This is a genomic window from Conexibacter stalactiti (assembly GCF_033542075.1).
GTDB classification, from domain to species: domain Bacteria; phylum Actinomycetota; class Thermoleophilia; order Solirubrobacterales; family Solirubrobacteraceae; genus Conexibacter; species Conexibacter stalactiti.
Genome location: NZ_JAWSTH010000060.1, coordinates 22,740 through 38,497, shown reverse-complemented (window position 1 = coordinate 38,497; position 15,758 = coordinate 22,740). Strand labels below are relative to the sequence as shown.

At 72.1% G+C, this 15,758-nt stretch carries 14 protein-coding genes; 3 read left to right on the top strand and 11 right to left on the bottom strand.

The window, feature by feature from the left end; all coding sequences use genetic code 11:
- On the top strand, window positions 1-2,031 hold a 2,031-nt coding region (locus R7226_RS19930; protein ID WP_318599062.1), incomplete at its 5' end, for a helix-turn-helix transcriptional regulator.
- Between the two features lie 44 nt (window positions 2,032-2,075).
- On the opposite strand, the gene metF is transcribed toward R7226_RS19930, so the two are convergent.
- Window positions 2,076-2,972, bottom strand: a complete 897-nt coding sequence (gene metF, locus R7226_RS19925) for a methylenetetrahydrofolate reductase [NAD(P)H] (RefSeq protein ID WP_318599061.1) — start codon at window positions 2,970-2,972, stop codon at window positions 2,076-2,078.
- 99 nt (window positions 2,973-3,071) lie between these two features.
- Here metF and R7226_RS19920 point away from each other — a divergent pair, with 99 nt between their 5' ends.
- Window positions 3,072-3,905, top strand: a complete 834-nt coding sequence (locus tag R7226_RS19920) for a hypothetical protein (RefSeq protein WP_318599060.1) — start codon at window positions 3,072-3,074, stop codon at window positions 3,903-3,905.
- Window positions 3,906-3,923: 18 nt separating this feature from the next.
- A complete protein-coding gene (locus tag R7226_RS19915) occupies window positions 3,924-4,493 on the top strand; it encodes a GrpB family protein (RefSeq protein ID WP_318599059.1) in 570 nt (189 codons plus the stop codon).
- A gap of 14 nt (window positions 4,494-4,507) precedes the next feature.
- On the opposite strand, the gene R7226_RS19910 is transcribed toward R7226_RS19915, so the two are convergent.
- The 10 genes from R7226_RS19910 to R7226_RS19865 form a co-directional block, all read right to left on the bottom strand.
- Window positions 4,508-5,035, bottom strand: a complete 528-nt coding sequence (locus R7226_RS19910) for a GyrI-like domain-containing protein (protein ID WP_318599058.1) — start codon at window positions 5,033-5,035, stop codon at window positions 4,508-4,510.
- 128 nt (window positions 5,036-5,163) lie between these two features.
- Window positions 5,164-6,342, bottom strand: a complete 1,179-nt coding sequence (locus tag R7226_RS19905; protein ID WP_318599057.1) for an ROK family transcriptional regulator — start codon at window positions 6,340-6,342, stop codon at window positions 5,164-5,166.
- A complete protein-coding gene (locus R7226_RS19900) occupies window positions 6,329-8,161 on the bottom strand; it encodes a sugar-binding domain-containing protein (RefSeq protein ID WP_318599056.1) in 1,833 nt (610 codons plus the stop codon). Before R7226_RS19900 ends, R7226_RS19905 begins: the two co-directional genes overlap by 14 nt.
- Window positions 8,158-8,952 (bottom strand): sugar phosphate isomerase/epimerase family protein, encoded by a 795-nt coding sequence (locus tag R7226_RS19895; RefSeq protein ID WP_318599055.1) that lies wholly within the window; start codon window positions 8,950-8,952, stop codon window positions 8,158-8,160. The genes R7226_RS19900 and R7226_RS19895 overlap by 4 nt, the downstream gene beginning before the upstream one ends.
- The gene (locus R7226_RS19890) at window positions 8,949-10,022 is read right to left on the bottom strand and encodes a zinc-dependent alcohol dehydrogenase (RefSeq protein ID WP_318599054.1); all 1,074 of its coding nucleotides are present in this window, start codon (window positions 10,020-10,022) and stop codon (window positions 8,949-8,951) included. Before R7226_RS19890 ends, R7226_RS19895 begins: the two co-directional genes overlap by 4 nt.
- A gap of 8 nt (window positions 10,023-10,030) precedes the next feature.
- Window positions 10,031-10,924 (bottom strand): carbohydrate ABC transporter permease, encoded by an 894-nt coding sequence (locus R7226_RS19885; RefSeq protein ID WP_318599053.1) that lies wholly within the window; start codon window positions 10,922-10,924, stop codon window positions 10,031-10,033.
- Window positions 10,911-11,867 carry a carbohydrate ABC transporter permease gene (locus R7226_RS19880; protein ID WP_318599052.1) on the bottom strand — a complete coding sequence of 319 codons (957 nt, stop codon included), beginning with the start codon at window positions 11,865-11,867 and terminating at the stop codon, window positions 10,911-10,913. The genes R7226_RS19885 and R7226_RS19880 overlap by 14 nt, the downstream gene beginning before the upstream one ends.
- 8 nt (window positions 11,868-11,875) lie before the next feature.
- Window positions 11,876-13,258 (bottom strand): ABC transporter substrate-binding protein, encoded by a 1,383-nt coding sequence (locus R7226_RS19875; RefSeq protein WP_318599050.1) that lies wholly within the window; start codon window positions 13,256-13,258, stop codon window positions 11,876-11,878.
- Between the two features lie 117 nt (window positions 13,259-13,375).
- Complete coding sequence (locus tag R7226_RS19870; protein WP_318599049.1) at window positions 13,376-14,338, bottom strand: sugar phosphate isomerase/epimerase family protein; 963 nt, start codon at window positions 14,336-14,338, stop codon at window positions 13,376-13,378.
- Window positions 14,335-15,495, bottom strand: coding sequence for a Gfo/Idh/MocA family protein (locus R7226_RS19865; protein ID WP_318599047.1), 1,161 nt, complete (start codon window positions 15,493-15,495; stop codon window positions 14,335-14,337). The genes R7226_RS19870 and R7226_RS19865 overlap by 4 nt, the downstream gene beginning before the upstream one ends.
- Window positions 15,496-15,758: the final 263 nt, after the last annotated feature.

Genomic DNA, 15,758 nt, shown 5'->3' with positions numbered 1-15,758 from the left:
GCGGCGCTCGGCGAGACGCCGCCGGCCTCGGTCGTGCGGCTCGTGCAGCGGCGGATCGCGCGGCTGCCGGCGACCGCCGGCGAGGTCGCGCGCGTGCTCGCCGCGCTCGGCGAGCGGCGCGACGCCGCGCTGCTGGCAGCCGTCTGCGAGCTGAGCGAGCACGAGGTCCGCGGCGCCGTCGCGACATTGCGCGACGCCGACCTCGTCGAAGGCGAGCCGCCCGCGTTCGTGCACCCGCTCGTGCGCCAGGCGGTCGCCGAGACGGTCGTGGCGGAGACGCGCGACGAGATCCACCGCCGCACCGCCGAGCAGCTGCGGCTGCGCGGCGACGACGGCGACGAGGTCGTCGTCCACCTGCTCGCGGCGCCGCCGCTGCACGAGCCGTGGGTCGCGCCGCTGCTGCGCGACGCCGCCCGCCGCGCGCTCGCCGACGGCGCGCCCGACGCCGCCGTGCGGCGGCTGCTGCGCGCGCTGGAGGAGCAGCAGCCGGGCGACTCGGCGACCGACGCGCTGCACCTGGAGCTGGGGCTGGCGGCGATGGCGGCCGGCGACCCGCGCGCGGGCGAGCACCTGCGCCGTGCCGCACACGGCGAGGACCCCCTCGTCGCCGTGACCGCGAGCGCGTCGCAGATCCCGCTCGGGATCTTCAGCGACGACGACGGGCTGCCGCAGATCGTCGGTCGCCTGCACGCGGGGATCGAGCGGTTCGAGCCGCGGGACCCGGCACTCGGCGACCGCCTGCGCGGCCGCCTGCTCGACGGCCTGATCATGAGCGTCGCGACCGCCGACGAGCGGGCGCGGGTGCTCGCCGAGCCGGTCGCGCAGCCCGGCCCCAACCTCGCCGCGCACCTCGCGTGGGAGGCCGCCGCCGGCGACGCGAGCGCCGCGGAGATCCGCCGCCTCGCCGCGATCGCGCTCGATCCGCGGCCGTTCGCGCAGCTCGCCGGCGTCGAGCAGCCGACCGCGATCTGGGCGCTGATGGCGCTGACGCTCGCCGATGGGACGGAGGAGGCGGCGGCGGCGCTGGAGGATGCGGAGGCGACGCTGCGGCGGCAGTCGAGCCCGTTCGGCCGCGCCTTCGCGTCGATGATGCAGGCGGAGCGGCTGCGCGCCTTCGGCGGCGCCGGCCTCGCGGAGGTCTACGCGCGCCAGTCGGTCGAGCTGATCGAGCAGACCGCGAACCTGCCGAGCACCGTTACCGCGCGCGGATCGCTCGCGTCGGCGCTGGTGCTGCGCGGTGACCTCGACGGCGCCGAGCAGGCGCTGGCGGAGACAGGCAGCGACGAGCGGCTCGGCGAGATCTTCGGCGGCGGCAGCGTCTGGGGCGCGCGCGCCGAGCTGCGGCTGGCGCAGGGCCGTCCGCGCGAGGCGGTCGCCGACCTGCGGCGGCTGGCGGCGCTGTGCGAGCGGTGGGGTTGGCGCCGCTACCCGCGCGGGACGCACGTCGCCGATCTGGCGCGGGCGCTCGCGCTCGCCGGCGAGCGCGAGGAGGCGCGCGCCGTGGCCGAGGCCGAGCTGGCAGACGCACGCCGTCGCGGCGTGCGTCGGCTGGAGGCGGCGGCGCTGATCGCGCTCGGGCTGGCATGCGAGGGCGAGGCGGGGATCGACGCGCTGGAAGCGGCGGTCGAGGTGGCGGAGGAGTCACGCGTGGGAGCGCTGCGCGCCACCGCGACGCTGGAGCTGGGCGCGGCGCTGCGGCGGGCCAACCGGCGCGTCGAGGCGCGCACGCGGCTGGCGGAGGCGCGCGATCTTGCTCACCGCGCGGAGGCGGCGGGCCTGCTCGCGCGCGCGACCGAGGAGCTGACGATCGCCGGCGGCCGGCCGCGGCGGATCGCGCTCTCCGGCGCCGACGCGCTGACGCCGAGCGAGCGGCGCGTCGCCGAGCAGGCGGCGCGCGGGCTCACCAACCGCGAGATCGCGGAGACGCTGTTCGTGACGCGCAAGACGGTCGAGTCGCAGCTGGGCGCGGCCTACTCGAAGCTCGGGATCCGCTCGCGCACGCAGCTCGCCGAAGCGCTCGCGGGGGAGTAGCCGCCGAGCGCGCCGCGTCGGCGCGCCTCAACGCGCCGCGCGCCCTACGCCGCCCGCGCCTCCCACGGCCGCGTCAGCCGCAGCGCGCTGAGGATCGCGCGCGTGGCGGGGGAGCGGTTGAGCGTGACGAAGTGGATCCCGGGCGCGCCGCCGGCCAGCAGCTCGGCGCACTGCAGCGTCGCGTAGGAGACGCCCAGCTCGGCGACGGCCTCCTCGTCGCCGCGGCGCGCCTCCAGCTCGGCCTCCAGCGCCGGCGGCAGGTGGGCGGCCGACAGCTCGGTCATCCGCTTGATCCCGTCGAGCGACAGGATCGGCATCACGCCGGGGACGATCGGCACGTCGATCCCGATCGCGCGCGCCCGCTCGACGAAGTCGAAGTAGAAGCGGTTGTCGAAGAACATCTGCGTGATCAGGAAGGTGGCGCCGGCATCGACCTTCGCCTTCAGGTAGCGCAGGTCGTCCTCGGCCGAGGTCGCGTGGATGTGCGTCTCGGGGAAGGCGGCGCCGCCGACGGAGAAGTCGTAGTCGTCGCGCAGCAGCGACACCAGCTCGTGGCTGAACTCGAGGCCGCCGTCGGTCTTCGTCCAGCGCTCCTGGCCGTGCGGCGGGTCGCCGCGCAGCGCGAGCACGTTCTCGATCCCGCCGTCGCGCATCTTGTCGAGCACGCCGCGCAGCTCGTCGGTCGTCGCGTTGACGCAGGTCAGGTGGGCCATCGCCTCCAGGCCCAGCTCCTGCTTGATCTGCAGCACGACGCCGAGCGTCCGCTCGCGCGTCGAGCCGCCGGCGCCGTAGGTGACCGAGACGTAGTCCGGTGCCATCGGCTGCAGCTCGCGCAGCGCCTTCTCGAGGTTCTGCTCGCCTCTCTCCGATCTCGGCGGAAAGAACTCGAACGAGAAGACGGGCTCCTGGGCAGTGCGGTAGGTCTCTTCGATACGCGCCATCCCGGCAGGGTAATGGCAGCGCCCCGCCCGGCGCCCGCCGGCGGCGCTTCCGTGGTTTGCCTGATGCGCCGCGGTCGAGGGCCGTGGTTGGGTGGATCGGTGCGCAATCGCAACCTCCTCTCACTCGCGCTGACCGCCGGTGCCGCCGCGGTCCTCGTCGCCGCGCCGGCCACCAACGCCGTCAAGATCCCGAGAATCCCCGGCGGCCTGCCGAGAGCGCCGAAGGTGACGCAGTACAGAGCGACGCTCGACGTCGCCGGCTACATCGAGGTCAAGAGCGAGCTGGATGACACGCAGGAGTGCGCTCCGGGCCGCGACGTCACGATCGAGTTCGACAGCTCGTTCGAGAGCCACGGCGGCAGAGCGACGCGGATCACGGTCATCAACGGCGCCGTCGTGTCGAAGCCGATCAGCAACCCGGGCGGCTTGACGCACAAGGGCGTGCTCGCCGCCTACCGCGAGACCAACTACTGCCCGCCGGCCAGAAAGGTCGAGCTGGAGAAGCCGAGCTGCGTCAGATCGGGCGGCCGCTTCAGCGCGATCCTCGGCACCGACGCCGGCAAATACACGGCCGGCTCCGACGACCCGGCGCCGCTCGCGTTCCCGGTCAACATCGCGATCTGGCGCAGAGGCGGCGTCGCGCAGGATCCGACCTGCCGCAGATACCTCAACGGGCTCCACTTCCAGCGCCACAACGACTACGAGCTGTCGACCTTCGACCTGCCGATCACCGGGATCGTGGTTCCGCTGTTCGCGAACGACTGGGACTTCGTCGGCCTGAGAAAGGGCCAGTGGCTGAGACGGACGATCTCGCTCGGCGGCGCCTGCGACAAGGTGCTCGTCAGCAAGGGCGCGCTCGGCTCTGGCGCCAAGTACCTGTCGAAGTGCACCGTCAGAGGCAGAATCTACGTCGCGGTACGTCGCACGGAGTGAGCCCGTAGCCTGGTCGCGATGGAGCGGCCGGAGCGGTTCGAGCTGATCGGGGGACGGGAGCGGCGCGAGATTGTGCTGCTCCCGCACGACCCGGCGTGGGCGGCGCGCGCGGAGCAGCTGATCGCGCAGGTGCGAGCCGCGTTCGACGGGATCGCCGTGCGGCCGGCGCACGTCGGCTCGACCGCGGTCCCCGGCCTCGCCGCCAAGCCGATCGTCGACCTGCAGGCGGCCACCACCACCCCTCCTGGGGGTGAGGAGGCCCGCCTCACCGCCGCGCTCGCCCCGCTCGGCTTCGAGCTGCGCGTGCGCGAGCCGGACCACCTGATGTACCGCACGCCCGCGCGCGACGTGCACCTGCACCTCTGGGAGGCCGGCAGCGAGCACGAGCGCCGCCACCTGCTGTTCCGCGACCACCTGCGCGCCGACGCCGCCGACCGCGAGCGCTACGCCGCCGTCAAGCGCGAGCTGGCCGCGCGCGACTGGGACGACATGAACGACTACGCGCAGGCGAAGGACGCCGTGATCGCGGAGATCACCGCCCGCGCCGAGGCGTGGGCGGTGGCGAGTGGGTGGCGCGCCGCGCCTTGAGCCCGCGCGCCGCCTCAGCGCGCGACGAGGAAGGCCAGCTCGGTCTCCCACTTCTCGACGTCGTCCTCGGCCGGCGGGCCGACGAGGTAGCGCTCGACGACCGCGACGTAGTCCTCGGCGCCGTCGTCGGACGGCTGCGTCGCGAAGGTGACGCCGGCGCCCGCCGCCCACGCGTGGACCTGCTCGTGCGCGGCCGGGAGGTCTCTGCCCTCCCAGCGCGGCGTCGTGCCGCGGTAGGCGCCGCGGTGGACGTGGACGGCGTAGTCGCCGGCCGGCAGCTCGGCCGGCCTGAGGCGGTCGTCGCCCGCGCTGCCGGGCGCGACCGGCACGCAGATGTCGAGCGCGAAGCGCCCCTCCGGCTGGAAGATGCCGTAGCGGATGAAGGGCGCGCCCGCCGGCGTGATCCCCAGCTCGCCGAGCCGGCGGAAGAGGTCGGGGAAGCCCTCGTCGATGTGCGCGCTGAACTCGGTGGTGGGGCCGGCGATCGCGAGCGCGAGGCAGTGCTCGGGCTCGCGGCGTTCGATGCGGGGCGCGGCGGCCATGGCGAAGCTCCTTCGAGTCGAGGGACCGGTCACGAGCAAGGACGGCCCGCGCCGCCGAAACTCATCGCGCACCATTGCGACTCTGCTGCTGCCCGGCAGCAGCAGACCTGCGCTCCTCGGCGCGGGGCCTACCGCGCCAGCGCCCGCGCGGCCTGGGCGTCGACCCGCTCGGGGGCGAAGAGGCCGTCGGTCGCCATCGTCGCGGCGCCGATCACGCCGGCCTCCTCGTCCAGCTTGGAGGTGACGATCTGCAGGTCGCGCGTCGCGAGGATCAGCGAGCGCTGGTAGACGGCGCCGCGGATCCCGGCCAGCAGCTCGTCACCCGCATGGGCGAGGTCGCCGCCGATCACCATCACGGCCGGGTTGAAGAAGTTGACCATGCCGGCCATCGCCTCGCCGATGCTGTGGCCGCTGGCGCGGATCGCCTCGACCGCGAGCGGCTCGCCGGCCTGCGCGACGTCGACGACGGCGCGCGCGTTCTCGACCGCGAGCCCCTGCTCGCCGAGCCGCTTCGCGAGCGCGCCGCCGGAGGCGACCGCCTCCAGGCAGCCGCGGTTGCCGCAGCGGCACAGCTCGTCGGCGTCGGGGACGCGGATGTGGCCGATGTCGCCGGCCGCGCCCTGCGCGCCGCGGTGCATGCGGCCGCCGGTGATGATCCCGCAGCCGATCCCGGTCGCGACCTTGACGAAGAGGAAGTCGGCGCAGTCGGCCCAGTGCTCGCGGTGCTCGCCGAGCGCCATGATGTTGACGTCGTTGTCGACCAGCACCGGCGCGCCGAAGGCCGACAGCAGCGCCGGCACGTCGACGCCGTCCCAGCCGGGCATGATCGGCGGGTTGACCGGCCTGCCGCTGGCGAACTCGACCGGTCCCGGCAGCCCGACGCCGATCGCGCGCACCTCGCCCGGCCGCCGTCCGGCGCGCTCCAGCAGCGCCAGCAGCAGCTTGCGCACGCGGCCGAGCACCTGCTCGGGCCCGGCGGCGATCGGCAGCTCGTGCGAGACGGCGGCGAGCACCCTGCGGTTGAGGTCGGTGACGGCGAGGCGGCAGTGGGTGGCGCCGAGGTCGCAGGCGAGCACGACGCCGCCGCCGGCCGCGAAGCGGACCGTCGCGGCGGGGCGGCCGCCGGTCGACGGTCGCGGCCCCGCCTCCTCGACGTAGCCCATCGCGACGAGCAGCTCCAGCCGCTGACCGACGGTCGAGCGCGCCAGCCCCGTGCGCTCGGCCAGCTCGGTGCGCGACGCCTCCGGCTGGTGGCGCAGTATCTCCAGCAGCGTCCCGCAGCCGTTGCTCACGTCACGCCCCTCCATGCGGGGATGGTGGCACGGCACCCTCTCGTCGCGTCGCGGCGGCGTTCACCTCGCGCGCCACGCGATCGCCGCGCGTCGCGGCGGCCAGCGCCGCCAGCGGCCCCTTCGGCTCCCGTTCCGCCGTCAGCAGGCCGTTGGCCTCCTGGTGGGTGTCGGTCAGCTGCGTGTAACAGAAGCCGGCGAGGCCCTCGATCGCGTGGACCTGCTCCAGCAGGCCGGCGTAGCGGGCGACGAACGCGCCGGCGTCGCGGACGCGGTCATACCCCCACGTGGCGGCCTCCTCGTCGGCAGGCGTGAAGGCGATCCCGCCGAACTCGCTCAGGACGACCGGCCGCCCGGCGCGCGTGACGCCGTCGAGCAGCAGCCGGCGGCGGCTGAGCGTCTCCTGCTCGAGCACGCGGTCGAGCCCGTCGGCGTAGCGGCTGGCGAGCAGGTCGGCCTCGCCGTAGTCGTGGATGCCGAGCAGGTCGCCGTCTGCCGACAGCTCCCAGCCGTCGTTGCCGAGCGTGGGGCGGTCGCCGTCGAGCGTGCGCGCGAGCGCGCACAGTGCCGTCACGAGCGCGCGCTGGCGTGGGGAGGCGGGCAGCGACGGCACGCCCCACGACTCGTTGACCGGCAGCCACGCGACGATGCAGGGGTGGGAGCGGTCGCGCTCGATCGCCTCGGTCCAGGTGCGCGTCAGCAGGCCGGCGGCGCGATTGGAGAAGCGGTAGGCGCTCGGCAGCTCCTCCCACACGAGCAGGCCGCGCTCGTCGGCGACGCGCAGGAAGCGCGGGTCCTCGATCTTCTGGTGCTTGCGCACGCCGTTGAAGCCGAGCGCCTGCGTCAGCTCCACGTCGCGCTCGATCGCCTCCAGCGACGGGGGAGTGAGGCCGCTGTCGGGCCAGGTGCCCTGGTCGAGCACGAGCCGCAGCGGCAGCGGCTGGTCGTTGAGCAGGAAGCGGCCGCGGTCGACGGCGACCGAGCGCAGCGCGCTGTAGGAGGCGACGCGGTCGACCACCTCGCCGCCGCGCAGCAGCTCCAGCTCGGCATCGATCAGCGTCGGCGATCTCGGCGACCACAGCAGCTCGTCGCGCTCGGAGAAGATGCCGGCGTCGGGCAGCGCGATCGTGCGCGTGACCTCGCCGTCGATGACGCCGTAGCGGTCGCGCGCGAGCAGGCGGTCGCCGGCGCGGAGGGTGACGGACAGCTGGAGGTCGTCGTCGCGCTCCCACCCGTCGAGCCGCACCTCGACGCCCAGCGCCCAGTCGGCGACCGACGGGCGCCAGTGCAGCGTCTCGATCCGCACCGCCGGCACGACCTCCAGCCAGACGCGCTGCCAGATCCCCGTCGTGCGGGGGTACCAGATCATGTGCGGCTGCTCGCGCCAGTCCTGCTTGCCGCGCGGCAGCTCCATGTCGAGCGGATCGTCGACCGCGCGCACGACGATCTCGTGCGAAGCCGCGCCCGCGACCGCCTCCGTCACATCGGCGGAGAACGGCGTCCAGCCGCCCTCGTGGTGAGCGACCAACGCGCCGTTCACCCACACCGTCGCGTCGTGGTCGACGGCGCCGAAGTGCAGCAGCAGCCGCTCGCCATCACCGAGCGCCGGCGCCTCGAAGGAACGGCGGTACCAGCAGGCGCGCCACGGCTCGACGGCCCCGAGTCCGCCGGCGGCCGTCTCGGGCGCGAACGGGACCTCGATCTCCGCGTCGAAGCGAACCTCGGAAGGCGACCGCCAACCCGCGTCTCGATCCCACGCGAACGACCAGCGGCCGTCGAGCGACGTCCACGGACGCCGGAGCTGCGGCCGTGGGTGGTTGGCGACCTCCGCGCTCATCCGTTGAACAGCGCCGAGACCTGCTTCAGCGACTCCTTCTTGTCGCCGCGGATCCCGCACTCCATCGCGAGGTGGCCGTCGAACTCCATCGAGCGCAGCGCCGCCGCGATCCCGGCGAAGTCGGTGTGACCGCTGCCGGGGTGGGAGCGCTGCGAGTCGGCGAGGTGGACGTGCCCGAGCAGGGTGCCCGTTCTGAGCAGCGACGCCGGGATGTCGTCTTCCTCGATGTTCATGTGGAAGGTGTCGGCCATCACCTTCACGTGCGGGCTGCCCAGCTCCTCGATCAGGCTGACCGCCTGGTGGAGCTTGTTGAGCATGTGGTCCTCGTAGCGGTTGAGCGGCTCGAGGTAGACGGCGACGCCCTCGCGACCGGCGTGCTCGCCCAGCTCGGCGAGCGCCTCCAGCAGCACCTCCCGATCGCCCTCGACCGAGCGCGGCGACGTGAACGGCGGCAGCGCCTTCGAGAACAGCCCGAACGCGGCCGGCGTGATCGCGCCGGTCCCGCCGACGGCGGCGATCGTCGACAGCAGCGTCTTCATGTTCGCCACGGCGGTCGCCCGCACCTCGGCATCCCAGTCGCCGATGAACTGCTCGGAGATCAGGCAGACCGACGGCATCGGCACGCCGGCCGCCGCGGCCTTCTGCAGCTCCGGCAGCCGCTCGGCGAACTGCTGGTCACGGCCGTGCAGCTCGATCCCGTGGAAGCCGACCTCCTGCAGCAGCTCCCACTTCTCCTCCAGCGAGCCGCCCGGGATCTCGTACTCCTGGACGAGCAGCTTCAGCTCGCTCACGCCGCCTCCTCCGTGAAGTCGAGCACGACCTGGACGGCCTCCTGCGGCCGCTCGTGCAGCAGGTTGAACGCCTCGCCGGCCTGCGCCGCCGGGATCCGGTGGCTGACCAGCGCCTCGGCGTCGACCTTGCCCTCCGCGCACATGCGGATGAAGGTCTGGATCAGCCGCAGCTCGTTCCAGCGGTGGTCGATGTCACGCGAGACGCCGGAGATCTGCGAGCAGCGCAGCTCGATGCGGTTGTGGTGGAACTCCTCGCCGAGGAAGAGCGCCTCGGCGCCGCCCTGGAAGAAGCCGGAGGCGACGACGCGCGAGTTGTACGCGGTCGCGCGCACGGCCTCGTTGAGCGCGCTCGCGAAGCCGGTGATCTCGATCGAGACGTCGGCGCCGCGCTGGTTGGTCAGCTCCTTGATCCGCTCGGCGGCGGGCTCCTGCGTGAAGTCGATCGTGTGGCGGGCGCCGAGCTTGGCGGCCAGCTCCAGCCGCGCGGCGATCCCGTCGACGGCGATCACGTCGCCGCCGTTGACGTGCGCCAGCTGCGCCGTCAGCAGGCCGGGGACGCCCTGGCCGAAGACGGCGACGTCCTCGCCGACGTGGATGTCGGCGTCGAGCACGGCGTTGAGCGCGATCCCGCCGATCTGGGAGAAGATCCCGACGATCGGGTCGACCCCGTCCGGCAGGATCCGGTCGGCGGCCCAGGCGGCGCGGCAGACGTGGTGGCTGCGGTGACCCCAGGTGCCGTAGATCACGTCACCGACGGCCGGCGTCTCGACGTCGGCGCCGACCTCGATCACGCGGCCGACCTCCTCGTAGCCCCAGCCGTCGATCGGGAAGCTGAAGTTGGGCTTCGTGCCGGCGCCGCTCTCGAACAGGCGCGTCGTCTCGTTCCAGTTCTTGGTGAGGTACGGGTTCGAGCCGCGGTAGGCGGTCAGCTCGGTGCCGGCGGAGATGCCCGAGTAGAGCGTCTGCAGGCGGACCTGGTGCGGCTCCAGCGGGCGGGTCGAGCGGTCGTCGGGGTCGAGGACGAGGTCGGCGTTGAGCGCTTCGACGAAGCGGACGACGGTCGAGGGCATGGGGCGGGTCAGCCTTTCAGTCCGGTCATGGCGATGCCTTGGATGAAGTACTTCTGGGCGATGGCGTAGATGAACATCAGCGGCAGCAGCGAGATCACGTCGCCGGCCATCAGTCGCGCCCAGTCGGTGTTGTATGAGTTGCTGAGGTAGTTGAGGCCGACGGTGAGCGTCATCTTCTCCGGTGAGTTGATGACGATCAGCGGCCACAGGAAGTCGCCCCACATCCCGATGAACGAGAAGACGCCGAAGGCGAGCAAGGCGGGCTTGGAGAGCGGCACGAGGATCGTGCGGTAGATGCGCCAGTAGGAGGCGCCGTCCAGCCGCGCGGCCTCCTCCAGCTCCTTCGGCAGCGTCATGAAGAACTGCCGCAGCATGAAGATCCCGAACGGCGTCGACAGCTGGGGGATGATCAGCGCCTGGTAGCTGTCGATCCAGCCCAGTCTGGAGATCAGCACGAAGGCCGGGATCAGCGTCACCTGGTACGGGACCATCAGCGACGCGAGGAAGAGGTAGAAGAGCGGCTCGCGCCCCTTGAACTGCATCCGCGCGAAGGCGTACGCCGACATCGAGCAGAACAGCAGCTGTCCGAGCACCACGGTCGTCGACACGAGGAACGTGTTGAACAGCCAGCGGTTCATCGGCAGGTCGTCCCACAGCGACGTGTAGTTGGAGAACTTCCAGTCGTGCGGGATCCACTGCGGCGGATACGAGAAGACGTTCTGGTTGCTCTTCAGCGACGTCGACAGCATCCACAGCAGCGGCGCCAGGGCGACGACCGCGAGCGCGATCAGCGCGAAGTAGCCGATCGCCTTGCGCAGGCGCGCGCCGGGGTCGCGGCCGTTGCGGTCGGGGGCTCCCTCCGGGAGGCCGTCGCCCGGCAGCGGGGCGCTAACCGAGCTCATAGTTCACCCGCTTGTTGAGGAACTTGAACTGCAGGAAGGTGAGGACGCCGATGATCGCGAACAGCACCCACGACAGCGCGGAGGCGTAGCCCATGTTGCTGTAGCGGAAGCCCTGCTGCCAGATGTAGAAGTTGTACGTCGTGGCCTGGGCGTTGGGGGTGTCGCCGAGCATCAGGTAGATCGAGTCGAAGACCTGGAAGGAGCCGATCACGCCCATCACGACGAGGAAGAAGGTCGTCGGCGTCAGCAGCGGGAAGGTGACGTAGCGGAAGCGCTGCCACGCGCTCGCGCCGTCCAGCTCCGCCGCCTCGTAGTAGTGGGCGGGGATCGCCAGCAGGCCCGCGGTGAAGAGCGTGACGCTCCACCCGAGGTTCTTCCACACGTCCATGATCGCGGCGGCGACGATCGCCAGCCGCGGCTCGCCGAGCCAGTCGATGTTGACGTCGCCGGGGACGAGGAAGGAGAGGAACCAGTTGAGGATTCCGTACTGGCTGTTGTACATCCATCTCCACAGCAGCGCGACGGCCGCGACGGGAGCGACGTAGGGGATGAAGTAGATGAAGCGCAGCGTCGTCATGCCGCGCAGCTTCTGGTTGAGCGCCAGCGCGATCAGCATCCCGAGCACGATCCCGCTGGGGATCGTGATCAGGCAGTACGTCAGCGTGACGCCGAGCGAGGTGTAGAACTGCGAGTCCTGGAAGAGGGCGGTGTAGTTGTCGATGCCGATGAATCTGTGCGGCGTGACGAGGTCCCATTGCCAGGTCGAGATCACCAGTGACGCGATCAGCGCGCCGACGGTGAAGATCAGGAAGTGAAGCGTGCTGGGGGCGAGGAACAGCCAGGCAGCGAGCGTCTCGCGCGCCTGCTGAGAGCGCCCCCGCCCCTGCCCGCGGTCGCGCCGAGGGACGCGCGCACGGGCAGGTTTGGGGATCGAGACGCTCATGCGATCGCTCAGCCCTTCGCGAACTCGGCGTCGACGTCCTTGCAGGCCTTCTCAGCCGCCGCCTGGGGGGTCGTCTTGCCGCGCCACAGCGGCAGCAGCGCCTCGTCGACCTTGTCCTGGAAGCGGTTGAAGTCGGTCAGCTGCGGGGCGCGGCGGGCGCTCGGCAGCTCGTCGAGGAACGGCTGCAGGGCGTTGTTCTCTCTGACGATCGGCTGGTCGGCGACGAGCGCCGAGGTCGCGACCGACTTGATCGCCGGCACGCCCTGGCTCTCCGCGACGCCCATCTCGACGCCCTCTCTGGAGGTCATGAAGCGCAGGAACGCCCAGGCGGTGTCGGCGTTCTTCGAGTTCGACGGGATCGAGTAGGCGGCGAGGTGGAAGAAGTTCGAGCGGCCCTTCGGACCTCTCGGCAGCTCCGCCACGGCCCAGTCGAGGTCCTCGGCCTCGTTGAAGGCGTAGGCGCCCCAGCGGCCGTCGCCGACGAGCATCGCGGCCTTGCCGGCGGCGAAGATCTCGTCGGGCTCACGGCCGAGCACGCGGTCCTCGGTCGCGCCCGGGTCGACGCCCGCTCTGCGCAGGTCGTCGAGGAAGGTGAGCGCCTCTATGCCCTCCGGGGAGGTCAGCACGCATCTTCTGTTGGCCTCGTCGTAGACGCTGCCGCCGGCGGCGGCGACGGCGTCGGCGACCGGCACGAACCACTTCTGCCAGAACGAGCCCCAGACCTTGTCGGCGCCTTCGCCTCTGGTCAGCTTCTCGGCGGCCGCTCTGTAGTCGTCCCAGGTCCAGTCGGCGGTCGGCTCCGCGACGCCGGCCTCTCTGAACAGTCGACGGTTGTAGTACATCGCCTGCGTGTCCCAGTTGTCGCTCAGGCCGACGACCTTGCCGTCGTAGGTGAGGCCTTCGAGGATCTCCGGGTACCAATCGGAGCTGTCGAACTCCGGATCGGACTCCATGTACGGCGTCAGGTCGAGCGCGAAGTTGCGGTTGACGAGCGTCGGGATCTGCACGTCGCCGGTGCCGATCACGTCCGGCGCCGAGCCGGCCGCGATCTGGGTCATGATCTTCTGGTCGTAGCCCGTGCGCGGGATCACCTGCACCTTCACGGTGACGCCCGGGTACTTCTCCTCGAACGCCTCGGCCTGCTTTCTGCGCAGGGCGATGTCGCCGGGGGCGTCGGACGGCGCGGCGACGGAGATCGTGCCTCTCGGCCTAGCTCTGACGTCGACTCTCACCGTGCTGGCGACCGTGGTCGTCGGCATGTCGACGCCGTCATCGCCGCCGCTGGGGCCGCCGCTGCCGCTGCCGCAGGCCGCCAGGGCCGCGACGCAGGCGGCCAGGCCGGCCGCCGCGCCCAGGCGCGTGGCCAGGCGCGTGTTGCGCAAATCGTTCACTCTGCTCCTCCTCCAACGGTCACGTCGTTCTCTCCTCCGTCGTGCCAGCCGCGGGGATCAAATTCACCCCGCGTGCTTCAATTCAGGTGTGTCGGGTGCGACGGTGCGTCAGGTGTGTCAGGTCCACCACATGCGGCCGACCGGCTCCGACGGCCGCAGCCGGCGCAGCAGGTCGACGGCCTTCGAGAGGCCTTCGTCCTTGGACAGCAATCCGTCCTCGTGCTCGATCGAGACGACCCAGTCGTAGCCGACGAGGCGCAGCGCGCTGACGATGTCGCGCCAGACGTCCTCGCCCTGGCCGAAGCCGATCGTGCGGAAGTACCAGGAGCGCTCCGACAGACGGTCGTAGCCCTTCGTGTCGAGCACGCCGTTGCGGGCGACGTTGCCGGCGTCGAGGAAGGTGTCCTTCGCGTGCACGTGGTGGATCGCGGAGCCGAGCGCCTTGATCGTCGTGAACGGATCCATCCCCTGCCAGAAGAAGTGGCTCGGGTCGTAGTTGCAGCCGACCTCGGGGCCGGTCGCATCCCGCAGGCGCAGCATCGACTCGGTGTTGTAGACCGTGAAGCCGGGGTGGGGCTCGATCGCGACCTTGACGCCGTGGGCGCGCATCGCCGTGAGCTGCTCGCTCCAGTAGGGGATCAGCACCTCCTCCCACTGCCATCTGAGCGTGCGGGCGAAGTCGTCGGGCCAGGTGCACGTGACCCAGTTGGGCGTTCTGTCCTCGGGGCCGCCGCCGGGGCAGCCGCTGAAGGCGTTGACGACCTCGACCTCGAGCAGCTCGGCGAGCTGCAGCGTCTTGGTCCAGATCTCGTGGTCGTGCGCGGCGAGGTCGGGGTCGGGGTGGACCGGATTGCCGTGCTGGGAGAGCGCGGAGATGACCATCCCGCGCTCCTCGATCTTGCGCCGGAGGGCGGCCGCCTTGGCCGGATCGGCGAGCAGCTCGTCGAGGCCGACGTGCTTGTCCGCGGCGGTGTTGCCGGTGCCCAGCTCCAGCGCCTCGACGCCGAATCCGGCGAGCTTGTCGAGCACCTCGTCGATGCCGCGGTCGTTGTAGACCGAGGTGAAGACGCCGACCTTCATGCTGCTCCTCCGTTGGATGCGGTGTGGGGTGCGGCGGTTGCGCCGGTCGCGGCCGCGGCGCGCTCGGCGCCGGCGACCTCGGTCCACGTGCCGCTGGCGGCGGCGTCCATGACGGCGTCGGTGACGGCCGCGGCGCGCAGGCCGTCGGCCAGCTGCGGCGTTCCCTCCGGCAGCTCGCCGTCGCGGATGCCGGTGTAGACGTCGCGCACAAAGGCGTCGAAGCAGTCGAGGTACCCCTGCGGGTGGCCGCCGGGGACGACCGCGAACCGCCGCGCCGCGGGGGCGAGCTGCTCGGGGTCGCGCAGCACGATGCGGGCGCCGTCGCGGCGGCCGACCCACAGCGACTCCGGCTGCTCCTGGTCGAAGGCGACGCTCGCCTCGGCGCCGTCGACCTCGATCCAGAGGCGGTTCTTGCGGCCGGGGGAGACCTGCGAGACGACGACGTTGGCGAGCGCGCCGCGATCGGTCCGCAGCAGCGCGGCGGCGACGTCCTCTGTCGTGACGGGCGGCTGGCCGTCGCGCAGCGGTATCGCCGTCTCGACGGCGCTGACCGCGGATGTGAACCGGTGGCCGGTGACGAAGCTCGCCAGATCGCACCAGTGCGAGCCGATGTCGGCGAAGGCGCGCGAGCGGCCGCCGAGGCCGGCGTCGACCCGCCAGTTGGTGTCGGCGGTGGTGAGCAGCCAATCCTGCAGGTAGGAACCGTGCAGCAGCCGCACCTCGCCCAGCTCGCCGGCGACGATCAGCTCGCGGGCGTGGCGGACGACGGGGTGGTAGCGGTAGACGAACGGGACCGCGACGAAGCGGTCGGCCCGCTCGGCGTCGGCGGCGAGCTGCTGCGCCTCGGCGAGGCTCGTCGCGAGCGGCTTCTCGCAGACGACGTGCTTGCCGTGCTCCAGCGCCAGCCGCGTCAGCGGCCCGTGCAGATGGTTGGGCGTGCAGACGTGCAGCACGTCGACGTCCGGGGCGGTCGCCAGCTCCTCGGCGTTTGCCGCGTGGCGTGCCGCGCCCAGCTCAGCGGCCGCGGCGGCGCCGCGCTGCGGCGTCGAGGCCGCGACGGCGACCAGATCAGCGCCCGCAAGGCGGGCAGAACGCGCGTGGATCCGGCCGATCATCCCGGTCCCCGCGACTGCGATGCGCAGCCGTCTCTCCTCCATGGCCGGGCACTGTGTCACTTACGTCGGCCGGCGACAAGAGTTCTGGTGACATCAACGAAAGTGGTTGTCAGCGCACGCGTTATGCAGTTTTAGTGGTGAATTGTGGAGCGCCCGCGCGCCTCGTCGCGGCGGGTCGTCGTGGTGCCCCGCGGGCATGTCCGATTTCCACCACCGCAGGTCTCCTGCGGCCAGGCAGCAGTAGACCTGCGGTGGTGGTTTTCGGACGGCGGGGGACGGGTGGCGGCAGGCGCGGCGCGACTGTG

What these genes read in the sequence shown, in the direction of transcription:
- metF (WP_318599061.1), bottom strand. Translation starts at nt 2,972, where the DNA reads ATGGCGCGTATCGAAGAGACCTACCGCACTGCCCAGGAGCCCGTCTTC.
- R7226_RS19915 (WP_318599059.1), top strand. Translation starts at nt 3,924, where the DNA reads ATGGAGCGGCCGGAGCGGTTCGAGCTGATCGGGGGACGGGAGCGGCGC.
- R7226_RS19910 (WP_318599058.1), bottom strand. Translation starts at nt 5,035, where the DNA reads ATGGCCGCCGCGCCCCGCATCGAACGCCGCGAGCCCGAGCACTGCCTC.
- R7226_RS19905 (WP_318599057.1), bottom strand. Translation starts at nt 6,342, where the DNA reads ATGGAGGGGCGTGACGTGAGCAACGGCTGCGGGACGCTGCTGGAGATA.
- R7226_RS19900 (WP_318599056.1), bottom strand. Translation starts at nt 8,161, where the DNA reads ATGAGCGCGGAGGTCGCCAACCACCCACGGCCGCAGCTCCGGCGTCCG.
- R7226_RS19890 (WP_318599054.1), bottom strand. Translation starts at nt 10,022, where the DNA reads ATGCCCTCGACCGTCGTCCGCTTCGTCGAAGCGCTCAACGCCGACCTC.
- R7226_RS19885 (WP_318599053.1), bottom strand. Translation starts at nt 10,924, where the DNA reads ATGAGCTCGGTTAGCGCCCCGCTGCCGGGCGACGGCCTCCCGGAGGGA.
- R7226_RS19880 (WP_318599052.1), bottom strand. Translation starts at nt 11,867, where the DNA reads ATGAGCGTCTCGATCCCCAAACCTGCCCGTGCGCGCGTCCCTCGGCGC.
- R7226_RS19870 (WP_318599049.1), bottom strand. Translation starts at nt 14,338, where the DNA reads ATGAAGGTCGGCGTCTTCACCTCGGTCTACAACGACCGCGGCATCGAC.
- R7226_RS19865 (WP_318599047.1), bottom strand. Translation starts at nt 15,495, where the DNA reads ATGGAGGAGAGACGGCTGCGCATCGCAGTCGCGGGGACCGGGATGATC.